Genomic DNA, 20212 nt, shown 5'->3' with positions numbered 1-20212 from the left:
CTGAATTTGACTAGTTCAATCATTTATTTGATCGAAAGGATCACATCGAGACAGAATACTGGCAGTAGCGGGTTCAGAAAAGGCACCGCAGGTCACTCCATTGTGTCCTGCGACATGCCGAGCACCGGCCCTCTGCGTCGTCTATCCGCGATAGCGCCGCGTCTGGCACGAGGTGCTGCAACACTGGCGCCGTGAGGGGCGAGATGCGTGGATCCGTGACACGCCCCTCGCTGAGCCGTTTGAGCTGGAATTTGACGACGGCCATTGGCCAGGGAGCCCGGCATCTTGTTCCTCCAGGTGATCGACCGCAGCGCGGGCGCACTGATCGACGAGATCAACGGCAACAGGGAAGGTGAAGATTGCGAGGACAAGGCCAGGCGGGTCCTAAAGCGATTGAATCAGGATGACAACAGCGCCCGGGCTGGTCTCCCTGGCCGTAGGACGAGGACGTCAAGAAAAGGAATTCCTCTGTAACGAGGCGTCAGGTTCGCCTATGCTGTCCAATGCGGCAGATGCAAAATCCGCACAGGTCCGACGGATCTGAAAACAAGAAGGGGGAAGTCCCCGGAACGGAAAGCGCCATCCGGATTGCGCTTTCCGTGCGCTTGCTTGGCCGAGTCACGGGGTGGTGACCCATCGCACACGAGGCATATTGCCAGCTCGTGGGCGGGATTCTCCGTTGACGACAACATGACAGACGCTTTCCTGTTCAGTAAGCCGTTCACGTTTCTCGCCTGCGCCGGCATGTCGGAAGTCAGGGAAGGGGTTGATGTACTGGAAGCCCTCCCCGGCCACTTGTTCTGGCTCGAGAACGAGGACTATATCCGCCGGGTCTTCGTGCCCGATTTCCTGGAACAGAGCCGCGCCGCCCTTGAGGCGGTGATGCCGGACGGGCCAGCGCTGATCGATGCGATGGCCGACGAGATCCGGCACAGCCCCCGCCTGCTGCCGGATCTGCAGCGCCTCTCTCCGGAGGTGGCCGCTGCCGCCCACTCGTACTGCTATTGGCGCTACAGCGCAGACGTGGTCGGGCGCGCGCAGGGAATTCCGCGCAGCGCCATCGAGCGCCAGTTCGACCGGGCCGCGCGGCCTCGGGACGGCGCGCACAAGCTGCAATGGATCTGCCCGTGCTGCGACGGACTGGCGCACTATCAGGTCGACGGGCTGCTGGCCTCGCAGCGGCCGGCACGGCAAGGCGGTTTTTCACTCGAATGCGCACACTGCGGACACCAGGAACGGCTGTACGCCGGTTTCCTGCATGCGGGCCGGCTGGAATGCCGCTGCGCGCATTGCACGGGGTTTATCAGGACGCTGGCCGGCCAGCTGGCCAGGCCTGCGCGCAGGCTGTGCGCGGCGCTGGAGGACTATGCATGGATGCATGCCGTGGATACCGCGGCAGAAATCCGCGAACTCTGGGAAACGTCATTGCAGATGCTGGCAAGCGGTGCCAGGCCGTCAGACAACGCGATGGCATTCGCCCTGGCCATCCAGTCAGGCGAGGCGCGCCCGATCCCGGAGATCCTCAGCCAGATCGACCCGACCCTCGAAGGCCGGTTCGACAAGAATCCAAGGGCCTGGGTACTGCTGTGCGAGCTGCTGCGCGAAGGCGTGCTGGACGCCGACTGCGCAATCTATGACCACGACGGCCGCCAGCACGTGGCACTTGAGCTAGCCCTGCTCGAAGACGACCAGGCGGCCGACAGCGCCACTGCACAGGACAGCCTGGCTACCTTGCTGAAGGGCTACCAGCCACCGGAGCGTGATGCCTTCATCAACTGGCTGAAGGCGCTGAAGCGCTTGCGGCTTTGCACCGCCAGGTTCAATGCCGCCGTGGACGTTGCCTGGAAGCCCAACCTGGAGCATTGCCGCATCCTGACCGCGCGATGGTCTGACGGCCAGGCAGCGCCCGCCGTGCAAGCCAGCGCCGCGTGGCTGCCCCCCGCGCCGCGCCCGCGCCGCCCGGAACGGCCGGTGTACCTGGACGCAGAGCTGGAGGCGGTGCAGTTGCTGAAGTCGCTGGGCTATATCGTCCTCAGTCCTGAGGAGATTCGCTCGCAACGAGATCCCATCGAGGATATGTCGTGAACCGGAAAGCGCAGTCCCAGGGTGTCGGGAATTTTGTCCGCACTCCGATCATCTGCGGAACGTAGCTCGACTGCCTGAACCGTGAATGTGTGTGGTTGCCAACCATCGCCTCCTGCCGGCGCCGCACGCTGCCTTGGCGGCAAAAAGTGCGATTGCTAGACTGTCTTACGCATGCCTGGGCGGGCCTGCGGCAGCACAGCGTCCGCCCGCCATGGGCCGCGCAATCAGGCAGGGAGAAGCCAATGAGCAACGACGACAAGCCTGGCGGCACATTGACGCGGCGCGATTTCCTCCTGACTACCGGGATTGGGGCCATGGCCCTGGGTCTTGGCGCAGGCGCGGATGCCAAGGATGCGCCAGCCGGGGCAAGCGACGCGGCCCAGGCCGCTGGGAGCCTGCCTTCGGGACCGTACAACATCCTGTTCATCCTTGTTGACCAGGAGCGCTACTTCCGACCTGGCGAGTTGCCCAGGGGCTATGGCCTGCCTGCACATGAACGCTTGATGAAGCGCGGTACGACCTTTGTCAATCACCGCATAAATTCATGTGTTTGCACCCCGTCCCGCTCAGTTCTGTACACGGGCCAGCACATCCAGCACACCCGGATGTTCGACAACACGAACTTCCCGTGGATTAGCAGCATGTCAACAGAAATACGGACGCTCGGTGACATGCTGCGTGACGCCGGCTATTACACCGCCTACAAGGGCAAGTGGCACCTCACCAAGGAATTCGAAACCGTCAACAAGCTTGGCACGCCAACCAAGATCTTCACTCAGGAAATGGAAGCCTATGGCTTTTCCGACTACATCGGAATCGGCGACATTATTGCCCACACCAGCGGTGGGTACCTGCACGACGGGGTGATTGCAGCAATGGGTGTAAGCTGGCTGCGCGGGAAAGGGAGCGAGCTCGCGGCACAGGGAAAGCCATGGTTCCTGGCCGTCAACCTCGTCAACCCGCACGACGTGATGTTCTACGACACCGACGCGCCCGGCACCGAGGTTCAGGCAATGCGCGGCCTCGCACATGTCGCGCGCGACCCGGCCGACCCGCTATACGGCAAGCAGTGGCAATTCATGCTGCCGGCAAGCCGGAAACAGGCGCTTGACGCGCCGGGGCGCCCTGCGGCACACCGCGATTTCCTGCGCTCGCACGACGCCCTGGTCGGAGCCATTCCAAATGAAGACGCGCGCTGGCACCGGCGGCACAACTATTACCTGAACTGCATGCGCGATGTCGACCGGAATATCGCTGCCGTATTGGCCGCGCTCGATGCTGCAGGACTTTCCGACAAGACCATCGTAGTCCTGACATCGGATCACGGTGACATGGACGGTGCCCACCAGCTCCATGCAAAAGGCGCTGTCTCCTATCGGGAGCAGAACAACGTGCCGTTGGTCATTGCCCATCCCGCCTATCACGGTGGCAAGCAGTGTCGCGCCGTCACCTCGCATCTGGACATCGCGCCCACCCTGGTTGCATTGACTGGCGTCGCGACTGACAAGCGCGCAGCCATCGTCAAGGGATTACCGGGAAAGGATTTTTCCCGCTTGCTCGCAAAGCCTGGGGCAGCCGAAGCAAACGCCATTCGCGATGGCGCGCTGTTTTGCTACAACATGCTGGCCTACCTGGATGGCGATTTTCTTTTCAAGGCTGTTGCCCATCTGCAGGGCGGTGGCAAGCCCGACCAGCTCAAGCAGGCCGGTATCCGCCCGGACCTGATGAAGCGCGGCGCAGTGCGTTCGATCTACGATGGACGCTACAGCTTTGCACGGTATTTTTCCCCCAGGCAGCATAACAAGCCGACGACCCTGGAGGAGCTCTACCGGTTCAACGACGTTGAGTTGTACGATCTGCAGACCGATCCATTCGAGATGAACAACCTGGCGGCAGGCGAAAAGCAACGGGAACTACTAGTCGCCATGAACGAAAAGCTGAATCAGCTGATTGATGCCGAGGTTGGCGAGGACCGTGGCCAGATGCTCCCCGGTGGCATTGACGCAGGATGGGAAGTCAGTGCGGAAACGATGGCGGGAGCCTGACCGCACCGGCCCGGACAGCTTAGGCTGCCCGATGGGGCGGCATTGGCTGGCCGCTAGCGCTGTTCGGCCAGGTAGATCCTGGTGAGGCCTTTCGCAATGGCCTCGACGATCTGCTCGCGCCGCAAGGCAATATGCGAAGTCAGGCATTTTTCCCCCTTCTCCCAGTCGTGGGCCTGCAAGGCGTGAACGATTTCAGCGTGTTCGCTCTGGGTGGAATCGCGCCCGATATTCTCCATGTCGATCCAGCGGATAAACCGGATGCGTTCGTTCAGGCTGACCAGCATCCGCTTGAGTTCGGCGTTGCCCGCCATGGCGGCGATGCGCAGGTGAAAACCTTCGTCCAGTTCCACCAGTTGCGGGATCGGGGTATTTGCGGGCACCGACTTGCTGTGCTCGAGGTATCGCGCAAGCTCCTCGATGCTCTCGGCCGAAGCCCGCTCGAACGCCAGGCGCAGGCAATCGCGCTCGATCGTTACGCGTGCTTCGTATAGGTCCAGCATTTCCTGGATATCGAGCGGCCGGCGCACATAGCCGCGGCTGGACTCCACCAGGAAGCCCTCGGTGGCAAGGCGGGTCAGCGCTTCACGCACTGGCGTCCTGCTCACGCCGAGGCGTTCCGCCAGTTCGATCTCATTGAGTCGTTCGCCCGGCTTGAGCTCGTAGGAAATCGCCATCTCGCGCAATCGACTGATGACATCGGATCCCCGTTTGCGCCTGACAGCGGAGATCAGCGGCTTCATGCCGTTGGTTGCTTGCATAGATATTCCTCGTTGGCCGCGATCATACCCGACGCCGCCGAGCCTTCAGGTGACGCATCCATCCCTTCATGTTTAAGTATACTTAATTGTATCCTGCAGTGTATTCTTATCTCGCCTGCTCGACACTGACTTGGAGACTCCTGGAATGACGAAGATGAACGGCGCTGAAGCCATGGTCCGAATGCTTCAACTGAATGGTGTAAAGCACGTCTTCGGGCTGTGCGGCGATACCAGCCTGCCCTTCTATGACGCCATGGCCCGCCTCGACCATGGGATTGACCACATCCTTACGCGCGATGAGCGCAGCGCCGGCTACATGGCTGACGCCTATGCCCGCGTAACCGGCAAGGTTGGCGTATGCGAGGGGCCCAGTGGGGGCGGAGCCACCTACTTGCTGCCGGGTCTGGTCGAGGCCAATGAGTCTTCAGTGGCTGTGCTTGGGATTACCTCGGACGTATCGGTCGGCTCGCGCGGCAAGTACCCCCTGACCGAACTCGACCAGGAAGCGCTGTACCGCCCCCTCACCAAGTGGAATACCACGATCGACCGCGCCGACCAGATCCCGGGCGCGGTGCGCGGCGCCTTCCGCGCCATGACCACCGGCAAGCCCGGATCCGCGCACCTGTGTTTGCCATACGACGTGCAGAAGCATGAGGTGGATGCTGCCGAGGTATGGGCGCAGCCTGGCCACGACCGCTTCCCTGCCATGCGCTATGCGCCGGACCCGGCCGAGATCGAACGGGCAGCGCAGCGGCTGGTCGCAGCGCGCCTGCCGGTCATCATCTGCGGCGGTGGCGTGGTCATCTCTGGCGCCTGCGCAGAACTGGAAGCGCTGGCCGGCATGCTGAATGCCCCGGTCTGCACCACCGTCAGCGGGCAAGGCAGCCTGGCCGACACCCATCCGCTGAATACCGGCGTGGTCGGTGCCAATGGCGGCATCATGGCCACGCGCGAGATCGTCGCCAAGGCCGATGCCGTGCTGTTCATCGGTTGCCGCGCCGGCTCGACCACCACCGAGCATTGGCGCTTCCCGTCGCGGGACATCGCAATCCTGCATCTCGATGCGGATCCGATGGTGATTGCCGCGAACTACCGCACTGACGTCGCCATGGTTGGCGATGCCCTGCTCGCCCTGAAGGCGCTCAACGCCGCCGTGAGCGACCGCCTGCCCCACCGCCTGCCCCACCGCCCGTCCGACGCCGCCGACGGCGCCGCGCTGGCCGGTGCCGCGCGTGCCGCCAAGCTTGCCGCCTTCGCACCGCTGGCAGCCTCGCTCGATGTGCCGATCAAGCCGGAACGCGTGGTGGATGCGCTCAACCGGCTGCTGCCGGATGACGCCATCGTGGTGGCCGACCCCGGCACGCCCTGCCCGTATTTCTCCGCGTATTACAACGCCAGCAAGCCTGGGCGCCATTTCATCACCAACCGGGCCCACGGCGCCCTTGGCTTCTCGATGTCGGCCGGGATCGGCGCGGCCGTTGGGCGCCCGCGTGCGACCGTGGTATCGGTCATGGGCGACGGCAGCTTCGGCTTTACCTGCGGCGAGATGGAAACGCTGACGCGACGCAAGATTCCGCTGAAGATGATCGTGTTCTCGAATGCCGTCTACGGCTGGATCAAGGCAAGCCAGAAGGCCGGCTACGAACAACGCTACTTCTCGGTCGATTTCAGCCGCACGGACCACGCGCGCGTTGCCGAGGCGTTCGGCATCAAGGCCTGGCGCGTGGAAGACCCGGGACAGCTCGATGCCGCGATTCGCGCGGCGCTGGAGCATGATGGTCCGGCGCTGGTCGACGTGATTTCACAAGAACTGCAGGACACCGCCGCACCCGTGAGCCAGTGGATGGGCTGACATCCAGGCCATGTCCAGAACGCTTATCTGATCCGAACCAAAGCTCAACGATGGGAGAGGTATCTATGTCTAGCCGACTTGCGGCACCAGGCCGCCAGAAAGCGCTTGGTGCCGGCGTGGTGGCCCTTGCCTGCCTGCTGCTGCCGCTGACAACGGCAGCAGCAGGGCCTGACAATGCCACGCCACTGAAGCTGGTGGTCACCTTCCCGCCCGGCGGCAGCACCGACATTGCCGCACGCATCATCCAGCCGAAACTGGCGGAGGCGGCCGGGCGGCCCGTGGTCATCGAAAACCGGCCCGGCGCAGCCAGCCAGGTCGCTACCCAGTACGTGGCTCGATCCGCGCCGGACGGCAATACCCTGCTGGTCGCCTTCGATACGCATGCGATCAACCCCGTGGCGAAGTCCAGGCTCCCCTATGACACGTTCAAGGACTTCACTGGCGTCACGTTTGCCGTGCGCTTCCCGCTCGTGATCGGCGCATCGCCCACCGTTCCTGGCAAGGACCTGCGCAGCTTCCTCGACGCTGCGCGGCGTGAGCCGTCCAAATACAGCTACGCCTCCACCGGGCTTGGCTCGATGAACCATCTTGTGGCCGAGGACCTGAAGCGGCAGGCTCGGGTCGAGTTGATGCACGTGCCGTACGCCGGCGGGGGTCCCGCGGTCCAGGCAGTGCTGGGCAATGTGTCCAGCATCACGCTGCTGAGCTATGCGGCCCTGAAGGGCCAGATCTCTGCCAACAAGATCAAGCCGCTGGCCGTGACGGGCGCGCGCCGCCTGCCCGACCTGCCCGATGTTCCAACCGTCATCGAGTCCGGGTTCCCGGACTTCGAGGCCTACTCGTGGATCGGCATCTTCGCACCGGCAGCCACCCCACCTGCGGTCGTCAGGAAACTGACGGAAGATTTCCAGACCGCATTGTCGGACCCGGAAACCAAACGAAAGCTGACCGCGGCCGGCTTCGAGGTCATGGCCACCGATGGTCCCACCGTAGACCGCTATGCGCGCGAGCAATACGAGCGCTGGCACAGCTTCGTCAAGAAGACCGGGCTGAAGCTGGAAGACTGAGGCGGGGCCGAACGCATCGTATTCGGGGGTGTCGCGGACCGGGCCTCGGGGAATCACCTCGAAACTTTGGCCCGGCCTGCGGTTCTAATTTCGTATGGTGAGCAAATTGTCTGCCAATCGGCGCCCCGTCTGGTTCTGGCTTGCAGTCGGCGCCGCGACGGTGCTGATTGGCCTGGTCGTCCTGTCGCCTCCGTTCAAGGCCTTCGTCGACCAGGCCATCGATTGGGCGCGGGCGACGATGGAACAGCACCCCGCGGCAGGCGCGCTGGTCTTCTTCCTGTTCTCGGCCGTGTCTGCCATGCTCGCCTTCGCCTCGAGCGTGGTCCTGGTGCCGCCGGCCACCGAGGTGTGGGGCAAGCCGCTCACCATTGTTCTGCTCTGGGGCGGCTGGCTGCTGGGCGCTGTGGCCGCCTTCGGCATCGGCCGCCTGGCTTATCCATTGCTCGCCCGTAGCGGTTACGAGGACAAGCTCGCGAAATACCAGGACTACGTATCGCAGCGCATGAAATTCTGGGCGGTGCTGCTGTTCTGTATCGCGGTTCCGTCGGAAATTCCCGGTTATCTGTTCGGCTCCATGCATTACCCCTTCCGGAAATTCCTGGCCGCGATGGCCATCGCCGAAGCGGGCTATGCGTTGGGTATCGTCGTCGCCGGGGAAAGCCTGGCAATCGACCGGCCCTTACCTTTCTTTGTCGCCATCGGCATCCTGGCGGTCGTCGCGGTGCTGGCGGGCCTGGTGCTGCGTGCGGTCAGGAAGCACAGGTCTGGCGGCCTGCAACGGCGTTGAACGGGGCCGCCAGGGATCTGCGGGAGACGAATTTCGCCCCACGGCTCAACCGACGTTTGTGCCGAATCGGTCATTCCAGGCCGTTTCCGACGCTACTTGGAACCGCTGACAACTAGCCTAAGATAAATTCTCAAGAGTGCATTTCCGGGGCTTGCTCAGTTGCTTCAGGGGGAGACATGCGACTAGCTGACTTCATCTTGCGGAATACAGGGCGCATTGTGGCGGTATGGGAGGAGTTTGCGACCACCCTGCTGCCTGCCGCAAGAAGCATGGACTCCCTCGCGCTGCGTGACCACGCACCGCAGATCCTGCAAGCCGTGGCGAAGGATTTGTTGACCCCGCAAACGAGGGAAGCTCAACGAAAAAAATCAATGGGGCAGGCCCCCAGGCTACTCGGTGCGCCGGAGACCGCCGCACAATCACACGCCCTCATGCGCGCGCGCGGTGGCTTCAACATCAATCAACTGGTCGCTGAATACCGGGCGCTGCGCGCCAGCGTGCTGCGTTTGTGGATTGACGAATGTCAGCCGGCCGCCCCGGATCTGGACGAAGTAATGCGGTTCAACGAGGCTATCGATCAGGCAGTCGCGGAATCCGTGGATTTTTTCCATTCGGAGGTAGAGCAGGCTCGCGACCTGTTGCTCGGCATGGTTGGGCACGATATGCGCAGCCCACTGCAGACCATCCAGACGACCGCCACATATCTGGCGGCGCTGAACGCTGGGGAGAAGGTATCGGAAGCTGCAGCCCGGCTGATTCGAAGTGGTTCCCGCATGAATTCTCTTCTGAATGATCTGTGCGATTTCAACCGAACGAAACTCGGCTTGGGTATCAACATCACGCCTGAAGACGTCGATCTGGCTGACTTGGTTGCCGATACCGTGGACCAGTTGCGTGCGGCGTATCCGGCCCGCCGCATCGATCTTGAGGTGAAGGGCAACGTGCAGGGTATTTGGGACGGTCCGCGCCTGCAGCAACTGCTTTCTAATCTGGTGCTCAATGCGATAAGGTACGGCGCGCCGGACGAGCCGGTCCGCGTTGTAGTCACCGGCCATGACGCGGAAGTCCGTCTCGAGGTCAGGAACAGTGGTCCCGCCATTGACCCGCTGTCGCTGCAGCGCCTTTTTGACCCGCTAAGGAGAGGCCCGGATCAGGAGCACAAAAACGCGGACGGACTCGGACTCGGGCTGTATATAGTGAGCGAGATTACCAAGGCCCATCAGGGATCGATCGAGGCGCGCTCCGACCAGACAGGGACCGCGTTTGACGTGCGTCTGCCGCGTCGCAGGTAACGGGCGCGCGCAGCCTGTTCTCTGTCGCCGACAGCTGGAATTACCGCTTCACGAACTCCCGTTCACCACCTCACCCCTGCTTTCCCGCCTGAAGCGCGTCGGCGCATGCCCGGTCCAGCGCTGGAACGCCCGGCGAAACGCTTCCTCGCTGGCAAAGCCAAGCTGCTCCGCGATTCTTCCTACCGGCCAGTTGGTCGTGCACAGGCATTGTTCCGCGTATTCCTGCAGGCTGTGTTCGCGCAGTACCCGGTAGCTGCTGCCGTCGGCAGCGAGACGGCGGCGCAGGGTCGGTTCGCTCACGTCAAAGCGCATGGCCAGTTCAGCCAGCGTCGGCAGCCGCGCGCCATGCACCAGCGCTGCATGCAGGATGCCATGCACCTGCTGGCTCAGTGATACGACCTCGACCGGCGCACCGATCAGCCGGTAAGGAAAGTCTTCCAGGAACGTATCGAGCTCCGCGGCCTGGCGCACGACCGGCCGGTCGAGCAAGGCCTCATCGAATTCGAATCCGTAGGTCTGGGCCCCGGACGTGACCGCGGCATGGAACAAGCCCAGGAAAGGCATGGCGTCCTCGCGCCGGGGATGCGCCAGGTAGACGTGGGTCGGGCGCAGCGGCTGGCCGACCAGCCAGCCGAACAGCAGCATATAGAAGAAGAGCCCGGTGAGGTCCACCAGGCAAGCCGCAGAGGAGTTCGCACGCCGCAGCGAATCCATGCGGAACACCGCCTGCCCTGCGCTTTGCCCGAGACTGAGCGCACCGGCGCGCGGATACAGCATCGCGCAGAAGTCGGCAGCGCAGCGGATCGCCTCCCTCAGCGTCTGGCTGCTCAAGACGCACCGGCACAGCAAGTCCACTTCCTGCTTGCGCATGGGGGGATGGCCGTTGCCTTTGGCGACCAGGGCTTCCAGCCGCTCGATCGCGGCGCGATAGAGCGCGGTGAACCTGGCGGGCGGCGCATGCCCGGATGCGCCGGCGGCAGGTGGAACCTCGACGCCCTGCCGCTTCAGTTCGTCCAGCAGGCGCTGCACCATGCCGTGCGGAACAGGTACGGGATTCCCCGGTATGTGGGCATTCATGGTCGCTGGTCGTGATTGCTTCGGTAGCGATGGTTGATCGTTCGGGTGGGGATCCGGTGCGGCCTGGCCTCCCATAATCATCCCGGCACTTCCACCCGCGCGACAGCTTGCGCACGGCCTGGGCGATGGAGGTTGCCATGCGATGAACACCATGCCTATACGGGACAACCCAATGACCGCGCTTCCCTCCCGCAAACCCGCGGCTCCGGCATCGCAGCCCTGCTGCCCTGCCTGCGCCGCGTGAGACACACAATGATCCACATCCTCGATGAAATCGTGCTCGCGCCCGGGCACCTGCCCACTGTGCTGAGCCTGCTGGAAAGTCAGTACTTGCCTGGCAGCGCCGCCAGGGGCCTGGCACTGCTGCAGCGCTGGGTGTCGCCGCCCGTGGCGCTGGAAGATGCACCCAATACGCTGTGGCTGCTGTGGCAAGTGGCGGATGCGCCGGCTTACTACGCCATGCGCGCAAGCATCGATGCTCCGGCCCTAGCCTTCTGGTCGACAGTCGGCACGCTGTGTGAAGCCCGCCGCCGCCATGTGATGGCCGAGGCGACAGCTGCGCTGCCCCGGCGCAAGGAGCATGGCGATGCGGCTTGAGACAGCACAGGTGCGATTGCACGCCGGCTTCAGCGCCGGGACGTGCACACAGGAGCAAGCCTTGCTTGCCCGCGTTAAAACACTGCCGGGCCTGCGCCATGTGGCGATTGGCCGGAACCTGGCGGGAAGCTGGGGCGCTGGCGACTACACACTCGATCTGCGATTCGGCGCGACTGCATCCGGCTCGCCCGGTCACGGCACCGGCCTGGCTGCCGCGCTGGACGGCATGGCAGAGGTGGATAGCGTCGCCTATCACCCGATCTCGGGCGGTCTGCGCGCCCCTCAGCTGCGCCACGGGATCTGGCGCACGCTGATGTTCCGGGTCCGGCCTGAAGCGCCGGACCGGCAGGTCCGCGCACTTGAGCAGGACCTGCTGCGGATGCCCGATTACATGCCCGGCATCCGCAACTGGCGCCTTGCCCGCGTCTTGTCGCCCGGCACCTGGACCCATGTCTGGCAGCAGGAGTTCGCCAGCGCGGACGACCTGCTGGGCGAATACCTGATGCACCCCTTTCATTGGGGCCGCGTCGACCGATGGTTCGACCCCGAGTTTCCCGAATGGACAGTCCAGGCGATCTCCCACGCCTTCTGCCCGCTCGCGACAAGCCTGATTGCCAACCACAACCGCACAGAGGAATACGCGCCATGACCGCACACGGAAAACTGACAGGAAAGATTGCGCTGGTGACCGGCGCCAGCCGCGGCATCGGCCGTGCCATCGCGCAGCGCTTCGCGGTGGAGGGCGCGCTGGTGGTTGCCACGGCACGGCGCGCAGGCGAGTCCGAGGACGAACCTGGCACGCTGGCCGAGACGGTTGGCCAGATCAGGCGGCAAGGGGGCAGTGCCATCGCGCTGGCGGCGGACCTCGAAGACCCGGCGCAGCGCGACAACCTGGTGGCGCGGGCGGCAAGCGCCGCGGGCGGTCTCGACATCCTGGTCAACAATGCCGGCATGGCGGAATACAGCGGCATCGAATCGATGCCGCTGGAAATCTTCGACAGGACGGTCGAGCACTACCTGCGCATCCCCTTCGTGCTCAGCCGCGCAGCGATCCCGCTGCTGCGCACGCGCGGCGCGGGATGGATCCTGAACCTGGGCTCCGTCACCGCCCTGTCGCCTGCTCGCCCGTATCAAGACTTTGACCGGGCTGGCGGGGTCACGGCCTACGCCGCGGTCAAGGCTGCCATCAACCGGTTCACAGAGGGCCTGGCGGCAGAACTGGAGGCCGACAATATCGCGGTCAATTCGGTAGCGCCAAGCACGGCGATCCTCACGCCAGGCAGCGAGCGCTATATCCCGGACGGCTATCCGACCGAGCCGGTGGAGTACCTGGTGGAAACGGCGCTTGCACTCTGCAGCGTGCCGGCCCGGCTGCGCACCGGCCACATCGCCCATAGCCTGCACTTCCCCCTGGCGCACGGGCTGGACGTCCATACGCTGGATGGCAAGGGCATGCTGCCGCCGCCCGTGATCCCGTCCTGGGCACATCCCGGCCTGAGCCACGACCTGTCCGCAAGCTAAGCCCATGGAGAAGAGCATGCGCGCTGTCGTCATTGATCGTACCGGCGGACCCGACGTACTCAGGCTTGGAAACCTCCCGACGCCGGAACCCGCTGCCGGCGAAGTCCTGCTCCGCGTGGCCTGTGCCGGCGTGAATCCCGCTGACTGGAAATGCCGTGAAGGCTATCTGAGCCACTTCATGCAGTACAGCTTCCCGTTCGTGATCGGCTTCGATGCCAGCGGCGTCGTGGCAGCGGTGGGAAGCGGCGTCAAGGATTTCGTCCCGGGACAGCGCGTGTTCGCGCAAACCGCGGTCGGCGCAGGCAAGTGGGGTTCCTATGCCGAATACGTCGCGGTCAGCCAGGATTGCGTGGTGCCGATTCCCGACAATCTGGGATTTGCCGAGGCCGCGGCCGTCCCGACCCCGGCGCTGGCCGCCTGGACGGGACTCTTCGACGAAGGCGGACTCAAGCCAGTGCAGACGGTGCTGGTTCATGGCGGTGCCGGCGCGGTCGGCACGTTTGCCGTGCAACTGGCAAAAGCAGCCGGGGCAACCGTCGCAGCCACCTGCAGCGCGGCACGCCGCGACGAACTGATGGCGCTCGGCTGCGACCTGGCAATCGACTACCGTGGCGGCGACATCGCTGCCGCGATGCAGGCATGGGCGCCGGCTGGCGTCGACCTGGTACTGGACGCCGTTGGCTGCGGCACCCTGCCGAACGGCATGGACCTGCTCAGGCCCGGCGGCATCCTTGTCGCCATCCTGACGCTGGTCAGCGGCGACAACGGCCCGGATCCTGCCGCAGCCGCGCAGCGCGGCGTCCGCACCGCGGTGGCGTTCAGCAAGATGCCCAGCGGCGCGCGGCTGCGCGAGATCGCGGCGCTGCTCGACAGCGGGCGCCTGCGACCGCCCCGCATCGAATGCCTGCCGCTGGAACACGCGGGGCGCGCACTCGATCTGGTCCAGTCGGGCAAGGCGGCAAGCAAGCTGGTGCTGCGTATCGCCGAGCCAGCCAATGCACACGACCTGGTCGCTGGCTTCCAGTCAGGCAGGCCGACCGAAAAATAAGTTGGATACTGCTTGCTTGATCAAACAGCGCGGTCGCACGCACTCACGGTTCCTGGACACGTTCGCGCGGCTGCGGTAATTCCGGCAACGGAGGTGCCTTGGAACGTTGCCCACGTGTTGCCAGCCAACAGAGGATCGACCCCGCACATACCATGGATGCGCCCTTCCAGAAGGCGATCGACAGGGGTGTACGCAAGAGCATGGCCGCCAGGGCGGCGGAAAGTACCGGAATGAAGTAGGAAGCGCCGGCAAGGACGGTGACATTGCCATGCAGGATGCCAACATTCCAGGCCGCATAGCCGAATCCCATCGCAGAGGCGGCCAACGCAAGATAAATCACTGCCTGATAGCTGAATTCCATCGACCCGCTCTCTGTGGCGAAATACTTGATCCACAACGCCAGCGCCGTCAGCATGAAGAACAGCGTGATGCCATTCCTGCCTTCGGCAATCCGGTTGGTCACAGTGCAATACGCCGCCCAGATCAGGGCACCAAGGAAGGCCAGCCCATAGCTGAGCGGATTGTCCTGGATGTTCTCCGCCATCCCGGCGAAGTCCAGGCCCTGATCCCCGCCAAGCACCCAGCAGATCCCGAGAATGGCGATCAGGAAGCCGGGAATGATCAGCAAGTTGGCCTTCTGCTTGTTGAATGCGATGGCACACAGCATGGTGAAGCTCGGCCACAAGTAGTTGACCATCCCCACCTCAATGGCTTGCCTGCTGCTGTTGGCGTAGCCAATGGACAAGGAAAGACACAGCTCGTACGAAACGAACAGAATGCTTCCCCAAACCAGATAGCGCCGGGGAAAATCCTGCATTCTGACGAAACCGACTGTCAGCAAGAGCAGGGCCGAGGCGACGGTATAGATCATTGCCGCCCCACCGGTTGCCCCAAGGTTTTCGCTGACACCGCGAATCAGGCCGACAATCGAGCTCCATAACAGAATCGCGATGAGCCCGATGAGAGTTGCTTTGCTCTTGCTTTGCATGACACCTGTTTGCGCCTACCAGTCGATCTGAACCATCGGCATTGTAAGGGCACCATGCTCAGCCGCAGCCAACGCGGGTATGGCCCGTCATTTCACCTGCTTGGCGTATTACCGGCCGGATACGTCGATCCAGATGGGAACGAAGTGGAGAAGGTGCCGGGGTTTTCACCGCTCCCAGAGCAGGCATCTTCAGCAACTGGGCCAGCCGTCATGTTGTGGCGGTCACGACGCGGGCCGATATAGACTCCCCATGTCAGGATCCAGGCGCTTGTCCAGGTCTAGTCATTCGGGTTGAATGCCAGCCTGCTTAGCCAGATTCGCCCAGCGATCCGTCTCTGCGCGCAGCCGGTCTCCGAGTTGAGCAGGCGAGGACGCCTTGAGGTCGATACCTTGGCTGTCGAGCCGTGCCTTGGTCTGCGGATTCGTCAATGCCGCGCGGACTTCGTCCGCAAGCCTGCTCACGACGGCAGACGGTGCCCGCGCGGGAGCCACCAGGGCCCACCATTGGCTGACCTGCATTCCCGGCAGCCTGGCTTCGGCTGCGGTCGGAACACCGGGAAGCGAAGTCACGCGCACCGGCCCCGTCACCATCAAGGCCGCGATCTTGCCACCGCCAAGCAGGCTGCTGCCGCTTGCCAGCGTAGCGAAATGGCCTTTGACCAGTTGGGCGGACACATCGGTCAGCGCGGGCGCCGAGCCCCGGTACGGTACGGCATCGACCGGGATGCCCGCCTGCGCTTCAAGCATCTTGGCGGCCAGATGGCTGATCGTGCCGTTCCCGCTGGTGGCAAGCTGCAGCGGCGTTCCTGCCTTGCGTGAGTCCGCAAGGAAGCGCTGGACGTCGCCAGCACGATAGTGCGTGCTGTCCGCGAACAGGATGAGCGGCGCCTCGCCGAGCAGTGAAACCGGCGTGAAGTCGCGCAACACATCATATGGCATCTGGCGGAACACCGACGGCGCCACGGTATGAGCCAGCTCGATGACGCCCAGCGTGTAGCCGTCGGGAGCCGACTTTGCGAGGATGTCGGCGCCGATGCGGCCGGAGGCGCCGGCGCGATTGTCGACGACCACGGGCTGGCCCATCGATTCGCTCATTCGCTGCGCGACCGCACGGGCCAGCGCATCGGTGCTGCCGCCGGCAGCCCAGGGCACGATCAATCGGATCGGCTTTTCAGGATAGGCGGCCAGGGCCGACGGTACCTGAGCCGCGAGGCCGAAGGTGATGGCAGTCAACAGAGAACGCAAGTTCATGGGTGGCTCCGAATATTGTCTGGAAATCAAGCTTGTCCCGGATCGCGATCGCCGCGTGCAGTCAGCATCAGCATGACTGCTTCCGTCCTGGCGATGCGCCCGTCGGCGCGCAGCGCTTGCGTGGCGGCAAACCCCGCTCCCGCGCACAGCTCGACCCAGAATCCGGCCGCAGCGAGACGGCGGGTACCGTCGCGTGCTGCCGCGTCGTCGATGACCACCGCGCCGCCGCCCGATTGCCTGACGGCGTGGACCTGCTGCGCGGTCACGGTCGAGCCGGCCGTGGAGAATTGCTGGGTCGTGCCCGGGAAGTCGGACTGCTGCGGCGCGCCCGCCAGCACGCGCGACAGCCGCGGGAACGGCTCGATCGCCCAGAGGCGGGGCAGCTTCGGGAGATGTCCCAGCGTGACCAGGTCACGCAGCGCGCTATAGATGCCCCACAACAGATCCCCCCGCGCCGTCGGCACCATGACATGGTCGGGGCGGCATCCTTGCGCCACCCACTCCAGTGCGACAGCACGGTAGCCTTCCACACCAAATACCGGGCTACCCACCGCGGGCACGCTGTAGTTGGTCAGTGCAAAGGCTCCCTCTTCCCTGACGCGGCGGCGGACATGCGCCCATCGCGCGTGACCGTTGTCGCAGATGACACGCCGCGCACCGTAGTAACGCAACGCCGCATCGAAAACGGACGGAAGCGCCTGGTAGGTCGCGACTTCGCAGTCCAGTCCCGCGGCGGCGCAATAGGCCGCGGCCGAGACTGCGGCGTTGCCGCTTGACGCCAGCACCACCTCGCTCGCGCCAATATCCAGCGCCCGGCTTACGGCCTGCGCCGACATGCGATCCTTGTGCGAGCCGGTCGGATTTGCGCCTTCATTCTTGATCCATACGGACGCCACGTCCGCCAGCGACGCCAGGGTTGGCACCGGTACGCATGGCGTGGCGCCCTCCCCCAAAGACACGCCTTCCAGGTACGGCTGCCAATGCCCCCATGTATAACTTCCGCTTCTTGGTGCAAAATCCAGTGCGTGGTGCTGGTAGGCAACTTCGAGACTACTGGGCCGGCCGGCGCTTGCGCAGTTCGGGCACCCTTCCGGCATGTCGCTGACTGGATATTGAGCGTGGCAGGTAATGCATTGCAGGGCATGCATCGCCGGATTGACGAGCGCTTCGGTCGGATGCGGATAGCGACTGGCGCGCATGATAAAAGCCCAAGTGGTCATGACCCGAGTCTATGTGATGTCACGCCTGGGCAGCGCAGGCATTCCGATTATCGAATTAAGCAAAACTTATAGGGTTGGGTATGGGGACAGCCACCGACATCGTGATCAGCGCCCGCCAAATCGAGGTGTTTCGCATGGTCATGCGCCTGGGATCGGCGCGCCGGGCCGCCGAAGCCCTGCACATCAGCCAGCCCGCCGTGACACAGATCGTGCTGCAGCTTGAACAGGCAGCGCGGTTAAGACTGTTCGACCGAAGCAAAGGGCGTATGGCGCCCACGCCCGAGGCGGCGTCCCTGATCGACGAAGTCGAGCGCGTCTATGTCGGCCTCGACGCCGTGCAGCGCAAGATAGATCAGTTGCGTTCCTATGAAGATACGATCCTGCGCGTCGGCGCCTTGCACGCCATGGCCTCCAGCGTGATGCCGTCATCGGTGGCGGACTTCATCCACAACCACCCCCGCGTTCGTTGCCAGCTGGAGGTCGACAGCTCCAGGGGCTTGCGCGAGCGCCTGCTTCAGCGCGAACTCGATATCGCGTTCATGGGCGACGAGGCGGACACCAGCGGCCTGACCGCGTCCGAGTTCTACGCAGTGCAGGCGGTTTGCGTCGCTCCCGCGACGCATCCTTTCGCGGCGCGCGCGAAAGTCGGCATCGAGGATCTGATCGAGGTTCCGTTGATCGGCCTGGACGCTTCGGATCCTGCGCAACGCCGGCTGGAAGCGTGCTTTTCCGAGTCCGGCATCGAGCCGCGTTTCGTGGCGACAACACCGTACAGCCACACGCAGTGCTCACTGACCCTGGCCGGTGCTGGCCTTGCGATCACCAATCCATTGGTGGCCCGTGGCTACGTTGCGCTCGGGCTGCGCAGCGTACCGCTCACCGCTCCCGTTCGATTCCGGGCAATCCTGGCATTCCATCCGGCACAAGGCCAGTCGACTGCGGCACAGCAGTTCGTGAGCCTATGCCGGCAGCGGTTGGCCGATTTGCTGTGATGCACGTGCAGCAATGAGGGCGCGTGCAGGAAAGTGCCATAGCAGCACGTCCGCGGCGGTTCAACGGCCAGGAGCCCCTGCCCGAAGCGCAGTGCTCCTGCGCCCCGCCGTCAAGGCGTGCCGTCCGACACATCGATCCGATACACCCGCCCGCTCGTCGCCGACGTGCCCGGATCGGCCAGCACGTACAGCGCCTGCGCGTCATCCACGCCAAACGAGAACACACTGCCCGGGATCGTGACGTTCCAGTCGACCTGTTCTGCGACAACGCCGTCGCGATACATGAAGCTCAGCAGCTTGCCCGTGCAAAGGTCGGAATAGAAGTACCGCCCATGCAGCACCGGGTTGGCACTGCCCCGGTACGCATAGCCACCGACGATGGCACAAGCGCCCGCTTCGTGGCCGTATTCGAAGACCGGCATGGTCAGCCCGGTCTTGTCGCACGTGGCCGCACCCACGCAGGCGGTGCCTTCGGTCCGGTTCCAGCCGTAGTTCAGGCCCGCGCTGGTGGCCGGCGCCACGTCGACTTCCTCGCGCTGGTCCTCGCCGACATCGGCGATATACAGCAAGCCGGCGTCGAACGTAAACCGCCACGGGTTGCGCAGGCCGAGAGCCCAGATTTCGCCGCGGCTGCCGGACTGGCCGACGAAGGGATTGCCGGCAGGCAAGCCGTAGCCGGATGCCCCGCTGACGTCGATGCGCAGCATCTTGCCGAGCAGCGTTGCCGGGTTCTGGGCGTTGCCCGACGGATCGCCACCGCCGCCGCCGTCGCCCGTGCCGATATAGAGCATGCCGTCCGGGCCGAACGCGAGCTGGCCGCCGTTATGGTTGGAGAAGGTGCCGTGCGGAATCGACAGCAGCACGGTGCCGGATGCCGCGGCGATATCCGGATTCGCGGCCGATACGTTGTAGCGGGCGATGGTGATGGCCCCATTGGTATCGGTGTAATAGACGTAGAAGCGGCCGTTGGTCCCATAGTTGGGATCGAACGCCATCGACAGCAGCCCGCGCTCGCCATCGGTCGTCGTCAGCGCGGCGATATTGAGGAACGGCGTAGCGACCAATGCGCCGTTGCGCACGATCCGGATGCGGCCGGCCCGCTCGACCACGAACAGGCGCGGATCGCCGGGGGGCGCGGTCAGGAAGATGGGCTCGGATAACCCGCCGGCAACCTGCGTCAGCGACAACTGCACTGTTTCCGGTGAGCCGTATTCCACGCTTGCCAAAGCACTGCCGCCCGCGGTCACCGCCACGGTCTGCGAAGGCGGCTGCGGCTTGAGGAGCGTGCTGCCAGTCAGCACGCTGGCGGCACTGACGGTATAGCTGCCAGCAGCCAGGTTGGACAGCGTGGTCGACTGGGTCACGGTCTGGCGGAACTGGCCGGGCCCCAATACCGTGATGGCCGCCGACGTCCCGGACGGCAGGCCGGAGATGGAGAGCGTCAGCGTGCCGGTGGCGCTGTCACCGCCCCCGTCTCCCCCGCCCCCTCCGCAAGCTGCGATACCCAGGCAGCAGGCGATGAAGAATCGGCAAAGCGAGGATCGAAGTGCTTCGGACATGGCGCGCTCCTGTCACGGCTCGGGCACAGCCTGCCATGCAAGAACCGATCCACGGCCCTGGCACAAGTCCCGC

Annotated in this window: 17 protein-coding genes and 1 pseudogene; 11 read left to right on the top strand and 7 right to left on the bottom strand. The window is 64.3% G+C overall.

The window, feature by feature from the left end:
* Window positions 1-141 precede the first annotated feature (141 nt).
* Window positions 142-323, bottom strand: a pseudogene (locus AC3WRR_RS17600) (2,4-dienoyl-CoA reductase); the annotation flags it as partial.
* A 367-nt stretch (window positions 324-690) separates the two neighbouring features.
* Between AC3WRR_RS17600 and AC3WRR_RS17595 the strand changes: the two are divergent.
* Complete coding sequence (locus tag AC3WRR_RS17595; protein WP_492297573.1) at window positions 691-2085, top strand: hypothetical protein; 1395 nt, start codon at window positions 691-693, stop codon at window positions 2083-2085.
* A 242-nt stretch (window positions 2086-2327) separates the two neighbouring features.
* The gene (locus AC3WRR_RS17590) at window positions 2328-4130 is read left to right on the top strand and encodes a sulfatase family protein (RefSeq protein WP_439669642.1); all 1803 of its coding nucleotides are present in this window, start codon (window positions 2328-2330) and stop codon (window positions 4128-4130) included.
* A 53-nt stretch (window positions 4131-4183) separates the two neighbouring features.
* Here the strand turns inward: AC3WRR_RS17590 and AC3WRR_RS17585 are convergent, their stop codons facing one another.
* On the bottom strand, window positions 4184-4888 hold the full coding sequence (locus tag AC3WRR_RS17585; RefSeq protein WP_010812617.1) for a GntR family transcriptional regulator: 705 nt from the start codon (window positions 4886-4888) through the stop codon (window positions 4184-4186).
* Between the two features lie 145 nt (window positions 4889-5033).
* On the opposite strand from AC3WRR_RS17585, the gene AC3WRR_RS17580 reads away from it, so the two are divergent.
* From AC3WRR_RS17580 to AC3WRR_RS17565, 4 genes are all read left to right on the top strand, one after another.
* Window positions 5034-6740 carry a thiamine pyrophosphate-binding protein gene (locus AC3WRR_RS17580; protein ID WP_492297571.1) on the top strand — a complete coding sequence of 569 codons (1707 nt, stop codon included), beginning with the start codon at window positions 5034-5036 and terminating at the stop codon, window positions 6738-6740.
* A gap of 65 nt (window positions 6741-6805) precedes the next feature.
* The gene (locus tag AC3WRR_RS17575) at window positions 6806-7807 is read left to right on the top strand and encodes a tripartite tricarboxylate transporter substrate binding protein (protein ID WP_011616485.1); all 1002 of its coding nucleotides are present in this window, start codon (window positions 6806-6808) and stop codon (window positions 7805-7807) included.
* Between the two features lie 97 nt (window positions 7808-7904).
* Window positions 7905-8594, top strand: a complete 690-nt coding sequence (locus AC3WRR_RS17570) for a TVP38/TMEM64 family protein (protein ID WP_492297613.1) — start codon at window positions 7905-7907, stop codon at window positions 8592-8594.
* A 176-nt stretch (window positions 8595-8770) separates the two neighbouring features.
* Window positions 8771-9886 (top strand): sensor histidine kinase, encoded by a 1116-nt coding sequence (locus AC3WRR_RS17565; protein WP_010812621.1) that lies wholly within the window; start codon window positions 8771-8773, stop codon window positions 9884-9886.
* Between the two features lie 48 nt (window positions 9887-9934).
* On the opposite strand, the gene AC3WRR_RS17560 is transcribed toward AC3WRR_RS17565, so the two are convergent.
* Window positions 9935-10963 carry an AraC family transcriptional regulator gene (locus AC3WRR_RS17560; RefSeq protein WP_492297569.1) on the bottom strand — a complete coding sequence of 343 codons (1029 nt, stop codon included), beginning with the start codon at window positions 10961-10963 and terminating at the stop codon, window positions 9935-9937.
* 252 nt (window positions 10964-11215) lie between these two features.
* On the opposite strand from AC3WRR_RS17560, the gene AC3WRR_RS17555 reads away from it, so the two are divergent.
* From AC3WRR_RS17555 to AC3WRR_RS17540, 4 genes are read left to right on the top strand one after another with little or no spacing between them, the layout of a single operon-like run.
* Window positions 11216-11560, top strand: coding sequence for a hypothetical protein (locus AC3WRR_RS17555; RefSeq protein ID WP_010812623.1), 345 nt, complete (start codon window positions 11216-11218; stop codon window positions 11558-11560).
* Window positions 11550-12209, top strand: a complete 660-nt coding sequence (locus AC3WRR_RS17550) for a Dabb family protein (protein WP_439670003.1) — start codon at window positions 11550-11552, stop codon at window positions 12207-12209. The genes AC3WRR_RS17555 and AC3WRR_RS17550 overlap by 11 nt, the downstream gene beginning before the upstream one ends.
* On the top strand, window positions 12206-13081 hold the full coding sequence (locus AC3WRR_RS17545) for an SDR family NAD(P)-dependent oxidoreductase (RefSeq protein WP_010812625.1): 876 nt from the start codon (window positions 12206-12208) through the stop codon (window positions 13079-13081). The genes AC3WRR_RS17550 and AC3WRR_RS17545 overlap by 4 nt, the downstream gene beginning before the upstream one ends.
* Before the next feature lie 16 nt (window positions 13082-13097).
* Window positions 13098-14129: an NADP-dependent oxidoreductase gene (locus AC3WRR_RS17540; protein ID WP_010812626.1), complete on the top strand. Its 1032-nt coding sequence runs from the start codon at window positions 13098-13100 to the stop codon at window positions 14127-14129.
* A 43-nt stretch (window positions 14130-14172) separates the two neighbouring features.
* Here the strand turns inward: AC3WRR_RS17540 and yddG are convergent, their stop codons facing one another.
* The 3 genes from yddG to AC3WRR_RS17525 form a co-directional block, all read right to left on the bottom strand.
* Window positions 14173-15117 (bottom strand): aromatic amino acid DMT transporter YddG, encoded by a 945-nt coding sequence (gene yddG / locus AC3WRR_RS17535; RefSeq protein ID WP_492297566.1) that lies wholly within the window; start codon window positions 15115-15117, stop codon window positions 14173-14175.
* Window positions 15118-15399: 282 nt separating this feature from the next.
* Window positions 15400-16368, bottom strand: coding sequence for a tripartite tricarboxylate transporter substrate binding protein (locus AC3WRR_RS17530; protein ID WP_011616477.1), 969 nt, complete (start codon window positions 16366-16368; stop codon window positions 15400-15402).
* A 26-nt stretch (window positions 16369-16394) separates the two neighbouring features.
* Window positions 16395-17282, bottom strand: a complete 888-nt coding sequence (locus tag AC3WRR_RS17525) for a pyridoxal-phosphate dependent enzyme (RefSeq protein WP_413227103.1) — start codon at window positions 17280-17282, stop codon at window positions 16395-16397.
* A 386-nt stretch (window positions 17283-17668) separates the two neighbouring features.
* Here AC3WRR_RS17525 and AC3WRR_RS17520 point away from each other — a divergent pair, with 386 nt between their 5' ends.
* Window positions 17669-18580 carry a LysR family transcriptional regulator gene (locus AC3WRR_RS17520; RefSeq protein WP_010812630.1) on the top strand — a complete coding sequence of 304 codons (912 nt, stop codon included), beginning with the start codon at window positions 17669-17671 and terminating at the stop codon, window positions 18578-18580.
* A gap of 110 nt (window positions 18581-18690) precedes the next feature.
* Here the strand turns inward: AC3WRR_RS17520 and AC3WRR_RS17515 are convergent, their stop codons facing one another.
* A complete protein-coding gene (locus tag AC3WRR_RS17515) occupies window positions 18691-20139 on the bottom strand; it encodes a PQQ-dependent sugar dehydrogenase (RefSeq protein ID WP_037025641.1) in 1449 nt (482 codons plus the stop codon).
* Between the last annotated feature and the right edge of the window lie 73 nt (window positions 20140-20212).

This window comes from Cupriavidus sp. FW305-3-2-15-C-LB2, from assembly GCF_058787575.1.
Note: the sequence above shows the minus strand (reverse complement) of the source record. Positions and strands in the feature narration are given on the sequence as shown.

Coding starts and splice junctions, on each gene's coding strand:
- AC3WRR_RS17520 (WP_010812630.1), top strand. CDS start 17,669: ATGGGGACAGCCACCGACATCGTGATCAGCGCCCGCCAAATCGAGGTG.
- AC3WRR_RS17515 (WP_037025641.1), bottom strand. CDS start 20,139: ATGTCCGAAGCACTTCGATCCTCGCTTTGCCGATTCTTCATCGCCTGC.
- AC3WRR_RS17580 (WP_492297571.1), top strand. CDS start 5,034: ATGACGAAGATGAACGGCGCTGAAGCCATGGTCCGAATGCTTCAACTG.
- AC3WRR_RS17590 (WP_439669642.1), top strand. CDS start 2,328: ATGAGCAACGACGACAAGCCTGGCGGCACATTGACGCGGCGCGATTTC.
- yddG (WP_492297566.1), bottom strand. CDS start 15,117: ATGCAAAGCAAGAGCAAAGCAACTCTCATCGGGCTCATCGCGATTCTG.
- AC3WRR_RS17545 (WP_010812625.1), top strand. CDS start 12,206: ATGACCGCACACGGAAAACTGACAGGAAAGATTGCGCTGGTGACCGGC.
- AC3WRR_RS17560 (WP_492297569.1), bottom strand. CDS start 10,963: ATGAATGCCCACATACCGGGGAATCCCGTACCTGTTCCGCACGGCATG.
- AC3WRR_RS17565 (WP_010812621.1), top strand. CDS start 8,771: ATGCGACTAGCTGACTTCATCTTGCGGAATACAGGGCGCATTGTGGCG.
- AC3WRR_RS17540 (WP_010812626.1), top strand. CDS start 13,098: ATGCGCGCTGTCGTCATTGATCGTACCGGCGGACCCGACGTACTCAGG.
- AC3WRR_RS17575 (WP_011616485.1), top strand. CDS start 6,806: ATGTCTAGCCGACTTGCGGCACCAGGCCGCCAGAAAGCGCTTGGTGCC.
- AC3WRR_RS17550 (WP_439670003.1), top strand. CDS start 11,550: ATGCGGCTTGAGACAGCACAGGTGCGATTGCACGCCGGCTTCAGCGCC.
- AC3WRR_RS17585 (WP_010812617.1), bottom strand. CDS start 4,888: ATGCAAGCAACCAACGGCATGAAGCCGCTGATCTCCGCTGTCAGGCGC.
- AC3WRR_RS17555 (WP_010812623.1), top strand. CDS start 11,216: ATGATCCACATCCTCGATGAAATCGTGCTCGCGCCCGGGCACCTGCCC.
- AC3WRR_RS17595 (WP_492297573.1), top strand. CDS start 691: ATGACAGACGCTTTCCTGTTCAGTAAGCCGTTCACGTTTCTCGCCTGC.
- AC3WRR_RS17530 (WP_011616477.1), bottom strand. CDS start 16,368: ATGAACTTGCGTTCTCTGTTGACTGCCATCACCTTCGGCCTCGCGGCT.